The sequence below is a fragment of the Caballeronia sp. TF1N1 genome (genome assembly GCF_022878925.1).
Classification (GTDB): domain Bacteria; phylum Pseudomonadota; class Gammaproteobacteria; order Burkholderiales; family Burkholderiaceae; genus Caballeronia.
Genome location: NZ_CP084628.1, coordinates 866242 through 883708 on the forward strand (window position 1 = coordinate 866242; position 17467 = coordinate 883708).

Annotated in this window: 16 protein-coding genes; 7 read left to right on the top strand and 9 right to left on the bottom strand. The window is 61.7% G+C overall.

Annotated features, from left to right (window positions below):
• Nucleotides 1–316 precede the first annotated feature (316 nt).
• Both LDZ28_RS24650 and LDZ28_RS24655 read left to right on the top strand, forming a co-directional pair.
• Nucleotides 317–3457, top strand: coding sequence for a CheR family methyltransferase (locus tag LDZ28_RS24650; RefSeq protein ID WP_244830003.1), 3141 nt, complete (start codon nucleotides 317–319; stop codon nucleotides 3455–3457).
• An 11-nt stretch (nucleotides 3458–3468) separates the two neighbouring features.
• Nucleotides 3469–3843, top strand: coding sequence for a response regulator (locus tag LDZ28_RS24655; RefSeq protein ID WP_244830004.1), 375 nt, complete (start codon nucleotides 3469–3471; stop codon nucleotides 3841–3843).
• Nucleotides 3844–3853: 10 nt separating this feature from the next.
• Here LDZ28_RS24655 and LDZ28_RS24660 read toward each other — a convergent pair whose 3' ends face one another.
• The 3 genes from LDZ28_RS24660 to LDZ28_RS24670 all read right to left on the bottom strand — a co-directional run bounded on the left by LDZ28_RS24660 (nucleotide 3854) and on the right by LDZ28_RS24670 (nucleotide 6827).
• The gene (locus tag LDZ28_RS24660) at nucleotides 3854–4618 is read right to left on the bottom strand and encodes an enoyl-CoA hydratase (protein ID WP_244830005.1); all 765 of its coding nucleotides are present in this window, start codon (nucleotides 4616–4618) and stop codon (nucleotides 3854–3856) included.
• A complete protein-coding gene (locus LDZ28_RS24665; protein WP_244830006.1) occupies nucleotides 4615–5790 on the bottom strand; it encodes a CaiB/BaiF CoA-transferase family protein in 1176 nt (391 codons plus the stop codon). The genes LDZ28_RS24660 and LDZ28_RS24665 overlap by 4 nt, the downstream gene beginning before the upstream one ends.
• Before the next feature lie 146 nt (nucleotides 5791–5936).
• Nucleotides 5937–6827, bottom strand: a complete 891-nt coding sequence (locus LDZ28_RS24670) for a LysR family transcriptional regulator (RefSeq protein WP_244830007.1) — start codon at nucleotides 6825–6827, stop codon at nucleotides 5937–5939.
• 238 nt (nucleotides 6828–7065) lie between these two features.
• Here LDZ28_RS24670 and kdgT point away from each other — a divergent pair, with 238 nt between their 5' ends.
• The gene (gene kdgT / locus LDZ28_RS24675) at nucleotides 7066–8082 is read left to right on the top strand and encodes a 2-keto-3-deoxygluconate transporter (RefSeq protein ID WP_244830008.1); all 1017 of its coding nucleotides are present in this window, start codon (nucleotides 7066–7068) and stop codon (nucleotides 8080–8082) included.
• Between the two features lie 21 nt (nucleotides 8083–8103).
• On the opposite strand, the gene LDZ28_RS24680 is transcribed toward kdgT, so the two are convergent.
• The 4 genes from LDZ28_RS24680 to LDZ28_RS24695 form a co-directional block, all read right to left on the bottom strand.
• Complete coding sequence (locus tag LDZ28_RS24680; RefSeq protein WP_244830009.1) at nucleotides 8104–8337, bottom strand: hypothetical protein; 234 nt, start codon at nucleotides 8335–8337, stop codon at nucleotides 8104–8106.
• Nucleotides 8338–8459: 122 nt separating this feature from the next.
• Nucleotides 8460–8678, bottom strand: a complete 219-nt coding sequence (locus tag LDZ28_RS24685; protein ID WP_244830010.1) for a hypothetical protein — start codon at nucleotides 8676–8678, stop codon at nucleotides 8460–8462.
• 358 nt (nucleotides 8679–9036) lie between these two features.
• Nucleotides 9037–9723, bottom strand: a complete 687-nt coding sequence (locus tag LDZ28_RS24690; RefSeq protein WP_244830011.1) for a type 1 glutamine amidotransferase domain-containing protein — start codon at nucleotides 9721–9723, stop codon at nucleotides 9037–9039.
• Nucleotides 9724–9850: 127 nt separating this feature from the next.
• The gene (locus LDZ28_RS24695; RefSeq protein WP_244830012.1) at nucleotides 9851–10456 is read right to left on the bottom strand and encodes a TetR/AcrR family transcriptional regulator; all 606 of its coding nucleotides are present in this window, start codon (nucleotides 10454–10456) and stop codon (nucleotides 9851–9853) included.
• Nucleotides 10457–10707: 251 nt separating this feature from the next.
• Between LDZ28_RS24695 and flgM the strand changes: the two genes are divergently transcribed.
• A complete protein-coding gene (flgM, locus tag LDZ28_RS24700) occupies nucleotides 10708–11013 on the top strand; it encodes a flagellar biosynthesis anti-sigma factor FlgM (RefSeq protein WP_244830013.1) in 306 nt (101 codons plus the stop codon).
• A gap of 351 nt (nucleotides 11014–11364) precedes the next feature.
• Here the strand turns inward: flgM and LDZ28_RS24705 are convergent, their stop codons facing one another.
• On the bottom strand, nucleotides 11365–12141 hold the full coding sequence (locus tag LDZ28_RS24705; RefSeq protein ID WP_244830014.1) for an EAL domain-containing protein: 777 nt from the start codon (nucleotides 12139–12141) through the stop codon (nucleotides 11365–11367).
• Nucleotides 12142–12230: 89 nt separating this feature from the next.
• On the bottom strand, nucleotides 12231–13163 hold the full coding sequence (gene gcvA, locus LDZ28_RS24710) for a transcriptional regulator GcvA (RefSeq protein ID WP_244830015.1): 933 nt from the start codon (nucleotides 13161–13163) through the stop codon (nucleotides 12231–12233).
• Between the two features lie 108 nt (nucleotides 13164–13271).
• Between gcvA and LDZ28_RS24715 the strand changes: the two genes are divergently transcribed.
• The 3 genes from LDZ28_RS24715 to LDZ28_RS24725 all read left to right on the top strand — a co-directional run bounded on the left by LDZ28_RS24715 (nucleotide 13272) and on the right by LDZ28_RS24725 (nucleotide 17466).
• Nucleotides 13272–14477: an MFS transporter gene (locus LDZ28_RS24715; RefSeq protein ID WP_244830016.1), complete on the top strand. Its 1206-nt coding sequence runs from the start codon at nucleotides 13272–13274 to the stop codon at nucleotides 14475–14477.
• 304 nt (nucleotides 14478–14781) lie between these two features.
• The gene (locus LDZ28_RS24720) at nucleotides 14782–16083 is read left to right on the top strand and encodes a gallate dioxygenase (RefSeq protein WP_244830017.1); all 1302 of its coding nucleotides are present in this window, start codon (nucleotides 14782–14784) and stop codon (nucleotides 16081–16083) included.
• Between the two features lie 30 nt (nucleotides 16084–16113).
• On the top strand, nucleotides 16114–17466 hold the full coding sequence (locus LDZ28_RS24725; protein WP_244830018.1) for an aromatic acid/H+ symport family MFS transporter: 1353 nt from the start codon (nucleotides 16114–16116) through the stop codon (nucleotides 17464–17466).
• Nucleotide 17467 lies beyond the last annotated feature (1 nt).

Consider the following 17467-nt stretch of genomic DNA (forward strand, 5'->3'; position numbering starts at 1 on the left):
AGTCAAGGCTTATATTCGTGAAGCGGCCCGCGCCGGCCGTTTATGTTCAACGCTCTGGCTGACCACTCGCGTCACGCCATACATGTCTGCCCGCCTTGCAAGCACGCTTCGACGCCCGTTGCGCGCGCGGTAATATAGACTGATACCTTTGTTCTTCGAGGCGGTCCATGACCAGCAAGCACGCAATCGACGTCCGTCTTACGGAACATCTCGCGGTTTTCGTCAGGGCGCGCTCAGGCCTTGCTCGCGAAGCCGGACTTCTCCCGGAGGCAAGGCGCCTGGACCACAGCGACAATGCGCCGATGCGGGAGAAGTCATGACACCGGCAACCGACTTCCCCATTGTCGGCGTCGGCGCGTCCGCGGGCGGCGTCGAGGCGCTGGAAGGCTTCTTTCGCGGCATGCCGGAAAAGCCAGGCCTCGCTTGCGTGATCATCACGCACCTGAGCCCGGACCGTATCAGCTTGTTGCCGGAGATTGTTTCGCGTTTTACGCCAATGCAGGTACACGCGATTGCCGAAGGCGAGCCGATCGAGATCGATAGCGTCTATCTCTTGCCGCGCGATGCCATCGTCAGCGTCTCGAACCGGACCTTGCACGTGCAGTCACTGGACAAGCCGCGTCGCGAGCGCAAGCCGATCGACCATTTTCTGAGCACGCTCGCGCTCGATATCGGCGAACTGTCGGCAGGCGTCATTCTCTCAGGCGGCGATTCGGACGGCACGCTCGGCATCAAGGCGATCAAGGAGCGGGGCGGACTGACGCTCGCACAGGTTGCGGACGGCTTCGGACCGCATCACCCGGACATGCCCAATAGCGCCATTGCCACTGGCCTGGTCGATTTCGCCGTGGCGGTCGACCAAATGGGCGCGAAGCTCGCGAGCTTTGCCGCCGGCGCCTTCAGGCTCGATTCCGTCGTGGAAGAGCCCGAAGTCGAAGCCGCCGCGAAAGCATTCGACGAGGCGCGAGAAGCCATTTACGGCATCTTGCGCGATAACGTCGGACACGACTTCAGCGGCTACAAGGTCAAGACTTTTTCGCGGCGGGTGCAGCGGCGCATGCAGGTCCGGGCGATGGCAACTCCGGAGAGTTATGTAGCGCGGCTCGCGGCCGATCCGCAGGAAGTGACGGCACTGTTTCGCGATCTCTTGATCAACGTCACGAGCTTTTTCCGCGATGAGCACGCGTTCGAGAGTCTCGCCACACTCGTCCTGCCGAAGCTTTTCGAAGGCCGCACCGCCGAGGATGTCGTGCGTGTCTGGGTGCCGGGCTGCGCCACGGGCGAGGAAGTGTATTCCATCGCCATGCTGATGTCCGAACAGATCGCAGGTGTCGAGAAGGCGCCGCGCATCCAGATCTTCGCCACCGATATCGACGACGGAGCGCTCACGGTGGCGCGTGCGGCGCGCTATCCGCTGGCGTTGCTCGACAATGTATCGCAAGAGCGGCGCGACCGTTTCTTCGTGCCGGACGGCAGCAGCTTCGTGGTGGCCAAGGAAGTGCGCGAACTGTGCATCTTTTCGCCGCACAGCGTCATTCGCGATCCGCCTTTCTCACGCATCGATCTCGTGTCGTGCCGCAATCTCCTCATCTACTTCGGAATCGAGGTCCAGAATCAGGTCATTCCGACCTTCCACTATGCGCTGCGCCCGGACGGTTTTCTGTTCCTCGGCCCGTCGGAGAACGTGAGCCAGTTCGACGAGTTGTTCGTTCCGCTCGACAAGAAGCACAGGCTTTTCAAGCGCCGCGCCGATGTCGTGTCGCAAGTGCGTCTGCCGCTCGCGGTATCCGCGCTGACTATCGGCCATCTGTCCGCGTTGACGCCAAGCCGTCCGCCCCTGGGCGGCGCCGCGCTGCGCCTGGCTGTCGACGGTCATATGATCGACCGCTTCACGCCGCCGCACGTGCTCGTGACGCGCGATGGCGATGTCGTCTACTACTCGGGCCGCACCGGCAAATATCTCGAGGCAGCGCCCGGCATGCCGACGCGCCAGCTATTCGCAATGGCGCGCAAGGGGCTGGGCCTCGACTTGCGCTCGGTGTTTCGCGAAGCGGTCGACTCGGGCCGCACGATCGCGCGAGAGGGGGTGGTGGTCGAGGGCGAGGACGGCCGTGTACAGGTGATCAATCTGACCATCGAGCCGCTCGTCCAGCAAGCGCCGGGTGAGCGCATGTATCTCGTCGTGTTCCAGGACCAAGGGCCCGTGCTCACGCGCGAAGAGGCGCTTGCGCGCGCCGAGGCCATGCACGACGGCACCGCGGAGCAAATCGAAAAGGAACTACGGGATACCCGTGAGCGCCTGCAATCGATGATAGAGGAATACGAGACCGCGCTCGAAGAACTCAAGTCGTCGAACGAAGAGTTGGTTTCGGTCAACGAGGAACTGCAATCGTCGAACGAAGAGCTGGAGGCGTCCAAGGAAGAGCTCGTCTCGCTCAACGAGGAGTTGCACACCGTCAATCTGGAACTGAATGGCAAGATCGACGCGCTCGACCGCTCGAACAGCGATCTTCAGAACCTGTTCGAAAGCACGTCGGTCGCCACCGTGTTTCTCGACCGGCAATTTTCCATTCGCTCATTTACCCCGGCAATGGCCGATATCTTCCATATCCGTCCGGTCGATCGCGGGCGTCCCATATCGGAGCTCGTCAGCCGTCTCGACCTTCCGGGGCTGGAAGAAGGCATCCGTGAGGTATTCAGGAGTCAGGAAACACGCGAACAGCAGGTCAGCAGCAAGGATGGGCTGAATCATTTCCTCGTGCGTCTCGCACCTTATCTCAACGGCGATCGCAAGATCGACGGTGTGGTCATTGCTTTCGTCGATATCACGGGAATGGTTCATGCTGAAGGTAGACAGGACGTTTTGATTGCGGAACTGCAACACAGGACGCGAAATCTGTTGTCGGTGATTCAGTCGATCGCGCAACAGACGCTCTCGGGCGACGAAGCGCTCGACACGTTCACGAGTCGCCTCGCCGCGCTTGGCAGGCTGCAGGGCTTGATCGGCGAAGCGAACGGGCATCTGATCAATTTGGGTGACATCGTTCGCCTTGAATTCGAGGCGCTCGGTGTCGGCAGCAGCGACAGGGTCTCGGTGAGTGGACCGGTCGTGCCGCTCGGCTTTCGCAACGTTCAGACGATCGCGCTCGTGCTTCACGAACTTGCGACCAACGCGCTCAAGTACGGCGCGTTGAAGCATCAAGGCGCACGGCTCGTCGTCAGCTGGATTGTCGAGAAGAGAGAGTCCGGGCCGGAATGGCTCGTTCTGGACTGGATCGAAAGCGGTGTGCGCATCACGCCCGAGGACAAGAAAATCGGCTTCGGCCGGCAACTCATCGAAAAAGCGCTTCGTTTCACGCTACACGCTCGCACCGAGCTGGACTTCAACTGGGATGGGGTTTCGTGTCATATCGAGATCCCGCTGCGACCAGCGCATATGCACGGCAGCAGTCCCTAGGGGGTCCGAAAATGGCAGTAGTCGGGACACCGCTCGAAGGTTTGAGCATCTTGGTCGTGGAAGACGATTACCTGGTGGCGCTCGCGCTGTCCGCGTTGCTCGAAATTGCAGGGGCAATCGTCGTCGGGCCGGTGGCGTGGGCGCAGGACGCGCTGGCGCTTCTAGACGACGAGCATTACATCGACGTTGCCATTCTCGACATCGACCTCAACGGCGAGAAGTCATACGCCGTAGCGGATGAACTGACGTTGCGTGAGATCCGCTTCATCTTTGCAACCGGGTACGGTGTCGATTCGATCGATATCGCCTACCGGCATCATCCGCGTTGTCAAAAACCCTTCGATCATCAAACGCTCTTCAACACGCTCGCACTGAGCGGGCGTTGAAGAATCGCGCTCACCGTTTCGGCTTGCCCGAAGTGAATGCTGTCACCGCATCACGAAAAGCCGCGCTTCCATAGACTTCCTCGATGATGTCTTCGTCCGCGAAGCTCTGGTCGATCACGATGCGCCGTAGGCTCTCCTTTACCGCCTTCTGCGTGATTGGCGACAACGCCATGAGCCGCTCGGCAAGCGCATGCGCGCTGGCATCGAGCGCGTCTTTCGTCACCACCGAATATACGTAGCCGCACGCCAGGACCTCGTTCGCTGCGAGAAAGTCGGCGAGCATCAGCATGCGCTTGACGCGCGGCACGCCGAAAGCCGCATGTAGCCGCGCGATATTGCGCGACGAAAGCGTGTTCGAGAGCGTCTTGGCAATCGGTGCGCCGAACCGGGAGTTTTCGTTGCACACGCGAAAGTCGCAGGCCGTGGCGAGCGCGAGACCACCGCCGACCGCCCAGCCATCGATCACGGCGAGCGTGGGAAGCGCAATGCGCTCGACCGTATCGATCACGCGCTCGACCAGCGCTTCGTAGGCCACGCCATCGTGTCCGCCGCGAAAGTCCTTGAAGTACTCGATATCCGTTCCCGCGATAAACGACTTGCCGCCCGCGCCGCGAAAGAGAATGCAGCGCACGTCACTATTGCGCTGACATTCGTCGATACGCGCGAGCAGCGCTTCGTACATGGGAATCGACATGGCGTTGTGACGCTCGGGCCGGTCGATGACGATCTCCGCCGCGCCCGATGCATGCAGCGTAAGCCGGACATGTTCGCTCATGGCTTCATTCCACTGGTTCCGTTGATCTCCGCGAAGATCTCTTCGTTATGTTCGCCGAGCAGGGGCGGATGGCGGCGCACGGTCTGCGGCGTCCCGAGCAGCTTGACCGGAAAGCCGATGTTCTTCACCTTGCCTTCGTGCGGATGATCGATTTCCATTGCCATGCGGCGATGTGTGGCATGTTCGCTCTCGAATGCTTCCGGATAAGTCAGGATAGGGCCGGCTGGAATGCCGGCCGCGAGCAGGGTATCGACCCATTCCGCGCTGTCGCGCTTGGCGAACTCCTCTTCGAGCACTTGGATCATGGCCTCGCGGTTTTTCAGGCGCAGCGAGACGTTCGCATAGTCGGCGTGGTCGATCAGATCGGGCCGCTTTAACAACCCGCACAGCTTCGTCCACAGCTTCTGGTTAGTCGCGCCCATCACGAAGTAGCCATCGCGCGCCTTCACGGCCTGATACGGCGCGCTCATCTTGTTGCTGGTGCCAAGCGGTGTCGGCGGCACGCCCGTGCCCCAGTACTCCGACATGTCCCAGATCGAGAAGGCCATGACGGAATCGAAGAGAGAAGCGTCGATATGCTGACCGACGCCCGATTTTTGCGCGCCGATATAAGCCGACAACAGCCCCGACACCGCAAAGAGCGCGCAGCCGATATCCGCCACCGGCACGCCCGCCTTGACCGGCTTGCCGCCGGGATATCCCGTCACGCTCATGACGCCGGACATGGCCTGAGCCATCAGATCGAAGCCGGGCCGCGTGGACCACGGGCCGCTTTGCCCGAAGCCCGAAATGCTCACATAAACGATCTTCGGGTTGATCTCCCGGATCGACTCGTAATCGATACGAAGCCGCTGCACCACGCCTGGCCGATAGTTCTCGACGATCACATCGGCAGTCTTCGCGAGCTTGTAGAAGAGCCCGCGGCCTTCGTCGCTCTTCAGGTCCAGCGTCACCGAACGCTTGTTGCGGTTCATGTTGAGAAAGCCCATGCTGTCGGGCCCTTTCATCTTGAAGCCCATCGCGCCGCGCGTCTGATCGCCTTCGGGCGGTTCCACCTTGATGACATCCGCGCCCATGTCGGCGAGCAGCATGCAGGCGAACGGTCCCGCCATGACCTGGCTTACGTCGAGCACGCGGATTCCGTCCAAGGGGAGAGGTTTTGTCTGGGTCATGTCGATTGGTTCGGTGGAGAAGGGCTTCGACCTGCGGCGCGGGTCATGCCTTCACTTTCAACCACCGCTTGCAATGCCGCAAGGCTTGCGCGGGCAAGGCTGGTTTCGCAATTCGCGAAAGCCTCGAGCGTGCTTCCTCGTTCAGACTAGTTGCGTGCGTCGAGCAGCTCGGCCACGACGCGTTGAAGCGTCTGTTCCTGAGCGTGACCTTCGACGCAAGAAAGCACGTAGCTGCGCTTATGCCAGTCGCCTGCAATCTCCTTCGACGCAATCGCGCGTTCCGGGTGAAAGCTGCGCAGCACAGCCGCGGGCATGAGGCCAACGCCCAAGCCCTGACGCACCATCACGAGCATGGTGTCGAAGCCGCTCACGGCGTAATTGTTCGCGAAGAGTCGTCCCCGGCTCTGATGTGCGCGTTGCAGCGCGGACAGAATGGCGGAGCCTTTGCCGAGACTGATCACGGGCAAGTCCATGATCTCGTCGATACCGAGCGGCGCATCGTCGAACTTAAAATGTTCGGTGCTATACACGAGTTCGAGCCGGTCTTCGCGATACGGCACGCGGTCGAGGTCGAGAAAGCCGCTCTTCTTTTCGTAGATGCCGATATCGATGACCTTGTCGCGCAACAACTGCTGAACGATCTTGCTGTTCTCCTCCTGAACCATGAGCGAGATGCCGGGATGCTTGCGCTGAATCCCAGCGATGGCGCCCGCCAGAAACTGCATGACCACCGCCTTCGGCGCACCGATGATGATGCGCCCGTGGCGCCCTTCCTTGAGCGCGCGCGCATCGCCTTCGAGACGGACGATCAGATTGTCGATCTGGCGGATGTACAGCAGCAGCTTCGCGCCCGGCTCGGTGAGCTGCACACCGTGCGGAACGCGCGTGAAGAGCTTCGCGCCGAGTTGCGCTTCGAGGTCCGATACGCGCCGCGAGGCGGCGGCCACCGCGAGACTGAGCTTGTCCGCGGCGCGCGAGATGCTGCCTTCGTCCGCGATGGCAAGAACCAGACGGATGGTGGTCGTATCGAATTTCACTAAGGCTCCGTTTTGTCGTGCTCGCGAATGTGAAGTGTCCGCGAAGGCCCACCGGACAGGCAAACCCGGTAACTCTGCCCGCGCGCGGGTAAACGATTAACCCGCCTCCCGGCCTTGCATTCAGCGAATATAAAACAGCGATGCTATATTGCGCCGAACCGATGCGGCCGAGCTTAAAGCGGCGCATTGCACTGGGTAGACAGCCCGCCATCCGGACGCCAAAGTCCACGGAGGAGACATGAATATAAAGAAAGCGATTGACCGCATTCCAGGCGGTCTCATGCTCGTGCCCTTGCTGCTCGGCGCCTGCGTCCATACGTTCGCGCCGGGCGCGGGCAAGTACTTCGGCTCGTTCACGAACGGGTTGATCACGGGCACCGTGCCGATTCTCGCGGTGTGGTTCTTCTGCATGGGCGCGACCATCGACCTGCGCGCGACCGGCACCGTGCTGCGCAAGTCGGGCACCTTGCTCGTGACCAAGATGGCGGTTGCGTGGATCGCGACCATCGTCGCCGCGCACTTCATTCCCATCGATGGCGTCAAGGCCGGTCTCTTCGCGGGCCTCTCCGTGCTCGCCATCACCACGTCGATGGACATGACCAACGGCGGACTTTACGCCGCCGTGATGCAGCAGTACGGCAGCCGCGAGGAAGCGGGCGCGTTCGTGCTGATGTCGGTGGAATCCGGGCCGCTCGTCAGCATGCTGATTCTCGGCGCGACGGGCGTCGCGTTCTTCGAGCCACGCCTTTTCGTCGGCGCGGTGCTGCCGTTTCTGATTGGCTTCGCGCTTGGCAATTTGGACAGCGACCTGCGCGAACTGTTCGGCCGCTGCGTGCATCCGCTGATCCCGTTCTTCGGCTTCGCGCTCGGCAATGGCATCGACCTGCACGTAATCGCGACGAGCGGCTTGCCGGGCGTTGCGCTTGGGTTGGGCGTGATCGTCGTGACGGGCATTCCGCTGATTCTCGCGGATCGCTGGATTGCGGGCGGCAATGGCGCGGCGGGACTCGCGGCTTCATCGACGGCGGGCGCGGCGGTGGCGAATCCGGCGATCATCGGCGAGATGATTCCGCGCTTCAAGCCGCTCGTGCCGGCGGCCACCGCGATGGTCGCGACCGCCTGTCTCGTGACGGCCATTCTCGTGCCAATTCTGACCGCGCTGTGGGTGCGCCGGCATCGGGCGCGTCATGGCCTTGAAGAACAACGTGTGGAAGAACCGGTGCGGCCGCTCGGCGAGCGCGACGTGCATGTGTGATTTCGTGCGGCCGACGAGCCGTCAGGATGGCTCGTCGCTCACGAACAGCATCGAGATATAAAGAATGGTCGAAACGGCGATAAGGCCAACGCCCGTGAACACCTTGGTGCGATTGAATTCGAGCCCGCCGTCGATGGCGATACCAATGCCGAGCACCGAGCCGAGCGTCCCGAAGGCCGCGAGCGCGACATGCGCCTTGCTCAAAAAGAGACGCCGGCGTTTTCTGCCGGCTTCGCTGAAGGGTCCTCGTCGCATCGCTTCTCCACCGGCTATGTAGCCGCGCCGTTATTTGCGTTCCGGATGAAGCAGCAATATCACAAAAATAAAACGTGCTTCGCGAAAGAAAATCGGCGAAGCACGTTCGTATCGACAATGCGTCACTCGACGCTTTCCCAGTGCTCCGGCTCGCCCTTGTCCGTGATACGCACCTTCGCCAGCAAGGGCGTATAGCCGCGCAGCCTGATTTCGCTGACCGCGAGCTTTTCCGAACTGAACACCTGCTCGGTGATCTTCGTGCCGTCGGGATACTCGAGTGTGTATCCATCGATTGGGCCCCATCGGCCCTTGGGCAAGGGTTCAACGTAGATTTGCATCATGATGACTCCGGCGTTGTAGGAAGCGTCGGGCAAGCGCCGTGACTGCGGCTGCCTCTTATATAAGAGCGTAGTCCTTAAGCGTGGCGCTGCATCGGGGAGAATGAGGACTAGATTTACGCGTGGAATCAGGACCTTGGAGAAGGAATTTCGCGATGAGAAACGCACCGGGGCTATGTGCAACGCGTGCATGCTGCCACGCAGCAGGATTTCTCACGACACGCGGGCTGGTTTCGTGATGTGGGATCGATGAGTTCGAGCGCCCGGCAATTTGCCCGTGCATCGCGAGTCCTGGCACGAGCGTGGGTTCCCTGGCGCGCGGCCGCCCAATGGCCGCGCGCGCCGGTAACGTCAACGTCGGTTATTGCGCGAGCGCCGGGTGCTTCATCAACGTCGCCGCAGCGGACGACGATGAAGCCGGGTTCTGCCCGGTAATCAAAAGGCCATCGGTGACGACATAAGGTGCCCAGTCTTCGAGCTTTGAATAGATGCCGCCCTTCGCCTTGAGTTCGTCTTCAACGAGGAACGGCACGACATCGGTCAGTCCGACCGCGGCTTCCTCTGAGTTGGTGAAGCCTGTGACTCGTTTGCCTTCGACAAGCGGTGCGCCCTCCGGCGTGCGGACATGGCGCAGCACGCCGGGTGCGTGGCAGACCAGCGCGACAGGCTTGCCAGCGGCCAAGAAGGCTTCGATCAGGGCGATCGAGTTTTTGTCTTCGGCCAGGTCCCAGAGCGGACCATGACCGCCCGGATAAAACACGGTATCGAAATCGGCTTGCGAGACGAGATCGAGCTTTACCGTGCTGGCAAGCTGCGCGGTAGCCTGCGAATCGGCTTCGAAACGATGTGTCATCTCCGTCTGATTGGCCGGCTCGTTGCTCTTCGGGTCGAGCGGCGGCTGACCACCTTTAGGCGATGCCAGCACGATTTCCGCGCCCGCATCCCTGAAGGCGTAGTAGGGTGCGGCCAGCTCTTCGAGCCAGAAACCCGTTTTGCGGCCCGTGTTGCCGAGTTGGTCATGTGAGGTCAAAACCATGAGCACTTTCATGTTGCATCTCCGTGGGTGAGTAAGGTGAAACCGTAAAGAAGGTTGATGGTGTTAGTAGACCAGTCGTCTAGTAAATGCTTCAAAAAAACACCTCTAAAGAAGTGCTGGCACCTCGCTCCCTGCTTCGTCAGGGAGCAAGTCGCAAGATCCGCTGCGTTGTCGTCGTCGCCACTTCAAACGGCTGCGTGTTGCGAACGATCTTCACCATGATGCTGGCGCCGAGCCACAGTTGATACAAGCTCTGCGCGACGCTTTGCGGATCACCTTCGATCGAAAGCGAGCCTTCCGCCACACCGATTTCGATTGCACTTGCAAGACGGCTAACGATCCCTGCCGTGCCGCGCTTCAACGTGGCGCGCATGGCCTCCGACATGTCCGCCACTTCGGCGCCGAGCTTGACCGCGAGACATTTGCCCTGGCAATCGAAGAAGGACTGGGTTTCTTGCCAAATGCTCCAGTAGTTCGTCAGCCGCTGCGCCATGTTCAGTCCGGGCTGCGCTAGCGTCCCGTCGAGGTCGTTCAAATAGTCCTCGAAATAGCTTTCCAGGAGCGCCACGCCGAACGCATCTTTGGAGCCAAAATAATGATAGAACGAGCCCTTCGGCACGCCGGCTTCCGTGAGAATCTCATTCAGGCCGACGGCGGAAAAGCCTTTGGCGCCGATCAACCGTTGACCAACGGCAATGATGTTTTCGCGGACGTCGACGGTTTCTGATGTGTTTGCGGTAGGCATGGGTGAACTTTAGCGTGTAGTAGACCAGTCGTCTAGTATTTTGGGAAATTTCTTGTCCTTCGCGGACGTCATGTCCGGTCCATGTGCGATTCCTCACACTTTGTTTCAATTTGTTGCAAATAGGCGAGAGGCCTATTGGATAAGGCTTTGCGGGCTGGGCGAGGTTGCGAGGGTGTCGGCAGGCCGCCGGGCTTGGTAAAGATTTCAAGCCCCACTCCGTTAAAGAACTCAACAGACAAGGAGCCAAAGCCATGAAGATCGAATCGAACAACACGCCCGCCGCACTCCAATCCGACACCTTTCGCGTAGCAAGCAAACGCGATGTGCAGGCTACGGGCGGCGTGCAGCAAACCAGCGCGACCAACGCAACCAGCTCGAAAGTGACGTTGTCCTCGTTGTCGTCGATGCAAGTCACGGGCGGCGCGGACATCGACACGGCGAAGGTCGAATCGATCAAGGCGGCTCTGCGTGATGGAACCTACAAGATCGACTCGGGCAAGATTGCGAGCGGCATGTTGAGCACCGCAGGCGATTTGCTCAAGACGACGATGCGTTGATGGGTGGTTGAGCGGGAATGGAGCGCGGACGGCGTAGCGCAAAGCGTCGGGGGACAAAACCAAATGCCCCGTTCAAATGGCATGGCCGATTCTGCAGATTCGTAGTCGAGCGGACCGACGCGTAGCGCGCCCGACACCAATCACTCGCCTGGCGGCCCATACATCTTCGGATTTCTGTGCGGCGCCTCGACACGCTCCGAATTTGAATGATCAGTCGATGCCGGAGCTTGGGTGGCCGACCCTTCGGCTCCAACGCTATTCTCCGGCGATGCCGGCGCACCAGGCACCGCGCATCCCGCCAAAACGATTAGCAACGTCCCAAGCGCGGCTTTCAACATTTTGCACCCGGCATTAACGCACATTGGCAATCGCGGGCATCTCTTTGAACGAGGGCTTGGCGAACAAATAGCCTTGCATCAGGCTCACGCCGGCTGCTTCCAGAAAATCGCGCTCGCCTTGCGTCTCGATGCCTTCCGCGATCACGCGAATTCCCAGATCACTGCAAATCTTCAAGACGCCGGCAACGATCCGCTGACGCACGGTGTCGGTGTCGATGTCGCGCACCAATGCCATGTCGAGCTTGATCAAGTCCGGCTGAAAGTCGGCGAGCAGTGTGAGCCCTGAATAACCCGCGCCGAAATCGTCGATCGCGGTCTGAAAGCCGAACGATTTATACGCGCGGAAGATCTGCACCAGATGCGAACGGCTAATGATGTTTTCACCTTCGATGGTTTCGAAGATGATCTTATTCGCCGGGAAGCCGTGTTTCTCGGCGGCCTCGAAGGTACTGCGAATGCATGCCGCAGGCTGATAAACCGCGTTCGGCATGAAGTTGATCGACAGAAAGCTGTCCATGCCCATGCTTGCCGCCTGCTCGATTGCAGTCGTGCGGCAACGCTGATCGAAGTTATAACGGTTCGAGTCGTCGACCTGCGACAACACCGAACCCGCCGATTCGCCATTCGGCCCGCGTACGAGCGCCTCGTAGGCATAGGGACTACCCGACCGCACGTCGACGATAGGCTGAAACGCAAAGGCCATTTCGATCTGCGCCACTTCGGGGCTATTGCAGCCACCGCAGCGAACGGGGCCGTTCGCCGGCTGTCCCGCCTCGTGAATTTTGATCATGTTTCGTTCGTCTGAAAAGTTGGTCTTTGAAGCGACCGCTTGCCATCGCGCGCCGGCCTTCAATATATCGGACGATGGGACGCGCTTCTTTAACTTCCGGCACCTCCCGCGCTCGCCATGATCCACTTCTCGAAGGAAGCCACGGCGTCATCCCCGACGCGGTCTGCGTTGATCACCAGTGTGTAATCGGGCGCGCGCCACGCCGGCGCCGCGATCGGGCATACGAGTCGGCCTTCGGCGATATCGCGTCCGATCAGCGGCAACGACGCGAGCGCCACGCCGAGCCCCTCCGCTGCAGCAGCGAGTTGCAGATATGTGTGCTCGAACTCGACATGCCGGGCCGCGCGCAAGTCCGCCGCGCCCGCCTGCTTGAGCCACGACGACCAACTCGTGCGCGTGCTGGCGGAATGCAGCAGCGCGTGATGACGCAGATCCGCGACGCTTGCTATGGGACGCTGACGCAGCAGCGCGGGGCTGCACACCGGCAGGCGCACATCGGCCATCAACGAGCGCGATACGACGCCCGCGCCTTGTTCGTGACCCGAGCGTATGCCGATATCGAAGGCATCGCCGATATACCGCAACTTGCGCGACGTGGTCGACAACCTGACGTCGATATCGGGAAAGCGCGCCTGAAAATCGGCGAGACGCGGCAGCAGCCAGCACAACGCGAAGCTCGCCAGCGCGTTCACGCGCACGACGCCGGACACGCGGCGCGTGAATTCGTCGTGCCTGAGGCGCGCTGCCCCGCGTGTGAGACGTTCGAACGCGCTGCTCACGTCGTTGAGGAGTGCCGCGCCTTCATCGGTAAGCTGAACGCCGCGCGCGCGCCGCTCGAACAACGGCACGCCGAACCAGTCTTCGAGCAGCCGTATTTGCTTGCCGACCGCCCAATGAGTGACATGCAGGTCGGCCGCCGCCGCGGCGAAGCTTCCATGCCGGGCGACCGCCTCGAAATTGCGCAACGCATTGAGCGGCGGCAGCCTGTCCCGGTCCTGCGCCAGATTTGCTGGTTCGTTCATGGCGTGACTTTATCTCTCCATTGACGCGATCTTACGTCAATTGAAGGCGCCTTCCTCGAGTCATAAAATTGTCTTTTAGGCCTCGTCACGCCGTCGTCCGGGAGACTCATGCGCTTTATTCCGTTTTCCTTGCCGTCCTTGCTTAAAACAGACCGGACCGCGCTTTTACCTTCGCGCGTGCTTTGGCTGTCCTGCGTCGCACACGCGCTGCACGACGGTTACACGGACATGATCTACGCGTTGCTGCCGGTGTGGCAGGCGGACTTCGGTCTGGGGTATGGCGCGCTCGCCATGCTGCGCGGCGTCTATGCCGGAACCATGGCGAGTCTTCAGATACCGGCCGGGCGTCTGGCGCAAAGGCTTGGCAGCCGGGCGACGCTTGCGCTCGGCACGTTGCTCGCAGCCGGTGGCTACGCGCTCGCGGGTATGTCGGGAAGCCTGCTCGGTTTGTGCGTGGCGTTGGCGGTATCGGGAAGCGGGTCGAGCACGCAGCATCCCATTGCATCGGGCGCGGTGTCGCGCGTCTATGGCCGCCGCGCGCGCGGCCCCTTGAGCGTCTACAACTTCTCCGGCGATCTCGGCAAATCGGCATTGCCGGCCGCAATCTCTCTTCTCGTTACGCTGATGCCCTGGCGTCACGCGCTCTGGATCATGTCGGTCCTGGGTTGCGTCGTCGCTGTATCCATTGCACTTTTCTTCCCTGTCGTACCGAGAAGCACGCCGGCCGCCGATGCGCAATCCAGCGGCAACCGCGGCGGCTCAGGACGAGGTTTTTCGATGCTGCTCTCGATAGGCGTGCTCGACACCAGCGTCCGCATGGGCCTGCTGACGTTCCTGCCGTTCTTGCTGAAAGAGAAGGGCATCTCTCAACCGATGCTGGGCACGGCGCTCGCGCTGGTTTTCATCGGCGGCGCGGCCGGCAAGTTCGCCTGCGGATGGCTCGGCGCGCGGCTGGGCGTGATCGGCACCGTGCTCGCAACCGAGGGCGGCACGGCGGCCTGCATCGTCGCGGTGATGCTTTGCCCGCTGAGCGTCGCGATGGTCTTGTTGCCGCTCCTCGGCGTGATGCTCAATGGCACCTCGTCCGTGCTCTACGGCACCGTGCCGGAACTGGCGCCACTCGACGGAGCCGAGCGGGCCTTTGCGCTTTTCTATACCGGCACCATTGCGTCGGGCGCGATCTCGCCGGTTATCTACGGTTTCCTCGGCGACCGGATCGGCGTGCACGGCGCCACGCTTGCCACGGCTCTCACGGCCATCGCCATTTTCCCGCTGGCCATCGCACTGCGCTCGCGCCTCGCGCACGAGGCCTAGATCGCGCATGTTCGTGCCAATCCGTCCGCGAACATGCGGGCGGTCGGGCGACCTTGCGTCTTCCTTCTTCGCGCATCAGTTTTATTTATCGGATGCCGCATCACGCAACCAGCCGATCGCTCGCCCAACCCCAGCAAGCAAAGGCATCGAACGCCGTCGGACGTATCGAATTGCGCCCATCTTCATGGTTTACGCGTAGTTTCCCGCGCAACCGCCAGCCGCTATCTTCCATTCAGTTTTCCGCACCAGACACCGCTGCCGATGGACGCGTAACGCGTCGCCCGGCACCCGAAGGAGCATCACAATGGCTCGCATCATCGGCGGCATTGCTGCCTCGCATACCCCGACCATCGGTTTCGCGTTCGACAAGAACAAACGTGACGACCCGGTCTGGGCTCCCATCTTCGAAAACTTCGCGCCGCTCGCAACATGGCTCGAAGAGAAGCGCCCCGATGTGGTCGTGACGATCTACAACGACCACATCACGTCGTTCTTTTTCGATCACTACTCGGCCTTCGCGCTCGGCGTCGGTCCGGAATGGCGCGTCGCGGACGAAGGCGGCGGCGCGCGCGATCTGCCGCCGATCAAGGGGCATCCCGCGCTCGCGGCGCACATCGGCAACTCGCTCGTGACCGACGAGTTCGATATGTCGTTCTTCCAGAACAAGCCGCTCGATCACGGCTGTTTCTCGCCGCTCTCGATGCTTACCCCGCACAAGCCCGACTGGCCGATGCAACTGATTCCGCTGCAAATGGGCGTGCTGCAACTGCCCGTGCCGAGCGCGCGGCGTTTCTACAAGCTCGGTCAGGCGCTGCGCCGCGCCATCGAAAGTTATCCGGAAGACCTCAAGGTCGCGATCATCGCGACGGGCGGCCTGTCGCATCAGGTTCACGGCGAACGCGCGGGCTTCAACAACACGGAATGGGATCACCGCTTCCTCGATCTCTTCGAGCGCGACCCCGAGCAACTCGCCGACATGACGCTCGCCGAATACGCGGAACTCGGCGGCTTCGAAGGCGCTGAAGTGGTCATGTGGCTGACCATGCGCGGCGCGCTGTCGAACAACGTCGTGTGCAAGCACCGCAGCTACTACCTTCCGTCGATGGCCGGCATCGCGACCGCCATCTACGAAGGCGAGGACAGCGAGACGAAGCCCGCGATACTCGAACGTCATCGCCAGAAGATGGCCGTGCAACTCACCGATGTCGAGAAGCTGCAAGGCACGTATCCGTTCAGCATCGAAACGGCGGTGCGGGCTTATCGCATCAACGATTATCTGCATCGCATGGTCGAGCCCGCGCATCGCGAGGCGTTCAAGGCCGACGAGGAAGCGAGCTACGAAGCAGCGGGTCTGAGCGAACAGGAGCGCGATCTTCTGCGCCGCCGCGACTGGCGCGGTCTTCTTCACTACGGCGTGATCTTTTTCATGCTCGAAAAGCTGGGCGCGGTGACGGGCATCTCGAACCTGCATATCTATGCGGCGATGCGCGGCGAAACGCTCGAGGAATTCCAGAAGACGCGCAATGCGCCCGGCGCGCTCTATTCAGTGGCGGGCAAGGGCGCGGGCAATCTCGCCTGGGACAAAGAAGAGAAGAACAAGGCTTGACGGCCAAAACGATGCAACACGGAGACGAACATGAACAGCGGTAGAACCATCGACATCAAGGGCTTCATCGACGCGCGGCCCATCTCGGCGTACCAGTGGTTGCTGGTCGCGCTGTGCTTTCTCGTCGTCGCGGCCGACGGCATGGACGTCGCCATCATGGGTTTCGTGGCGCCCTCGATCATCGGCGACTGGCACATCTCGCGGCCCGCGTTCGGACTCGTGATGAGCGCCGCGCCCATCGGACTCGTGATCGGCGCGTTGACGGCGGGACCGGCTTCGGACCGCATCGGCCGCAAGTGGGTGCTGATCACCTCGGTGTTCCTGTTCGGCGTCTTTACCATCGCGACGGCGTTCACCAATTCGCCCTCGTCGATGGCGCTCCTGCGCTTGCTGACCGGTATCGGTCTTGGCGCGGCCATGCCCAACACCACGACGCTGCTCTCCGAATACGCGCCGCAGCGCAAGCGCTCGCTGCTCATCACCATCATGTTCACGGGCTTCAACCTCGGCTCCGCGCTGATCGGTTTCGTCGCCGGCTGGCTGATTCCCGAGCACGGCTGGCGCTCGGTGCTGATCTTCGGCGGCGCGTTGCCGCTCGTGTTGATTCCGCTGCAAATCTGGCTGCTGCCCGAATCGGCGCGTCTCATGTCGGTGCGCGGCGCGACCTCGCAACGGATCGGCGCGGTGCTCGGACGTGTCTGCGGCGAGCGCTTCAAGGGCGATGAAGTCTTCGTATCGACGGAACCGCCGCTGCCGACCAAGAAGCCTATCGGCGTGCTGTTCTCGCAAGGCTATGGTTTCATGACCGCCGCGTTGTGGGTCACGTACTTCATGGGCCTGCTCGTGATCTATCTGCTGACCGGCTGGCTGCCCACCTTGATGAAGGATGCGGGCCTCACGGTTTCCGCCGCCGCCAACATCACGGCGATGTTCCAGATCGGCGGCACCATCGGCGCGATCATCGTCGGCTTCATCATGGACAAGACGCGGCCCGCGCCCGTCATCAGCGCGGCGTATCTCGGCGGCGCGGTGTGCGTGCTGGGGCTTGCGTGGATTGGCGCGTTGTCGTCGTCGCTCGCCGTGCTCGTGTTCGCCGCGGGCTTTTGCATGAGCGGCGCGCAGACCGGCCTCAACGCCTTCGCGCCGGGACGCTATCCGACCGTGGCGCGCGCCACCGGCGTGAGCTGGATGCTCGGCATGGGACGCTTCGGCAGCATCTTCGGTTCGGCGATCGGCGGCGCGCTGCTCGGCCTGGGCTGGCAATTCGGCGCGATCCTCGCGATGCTCGCCGTGCCCGCCACGCTTGCCGCCGTCGCCATTCTCGTCGCGCAGAAAACGCGCGCCGGCGAACCCGCGCCGCAAACGAACGCCGCTGCACACTAGT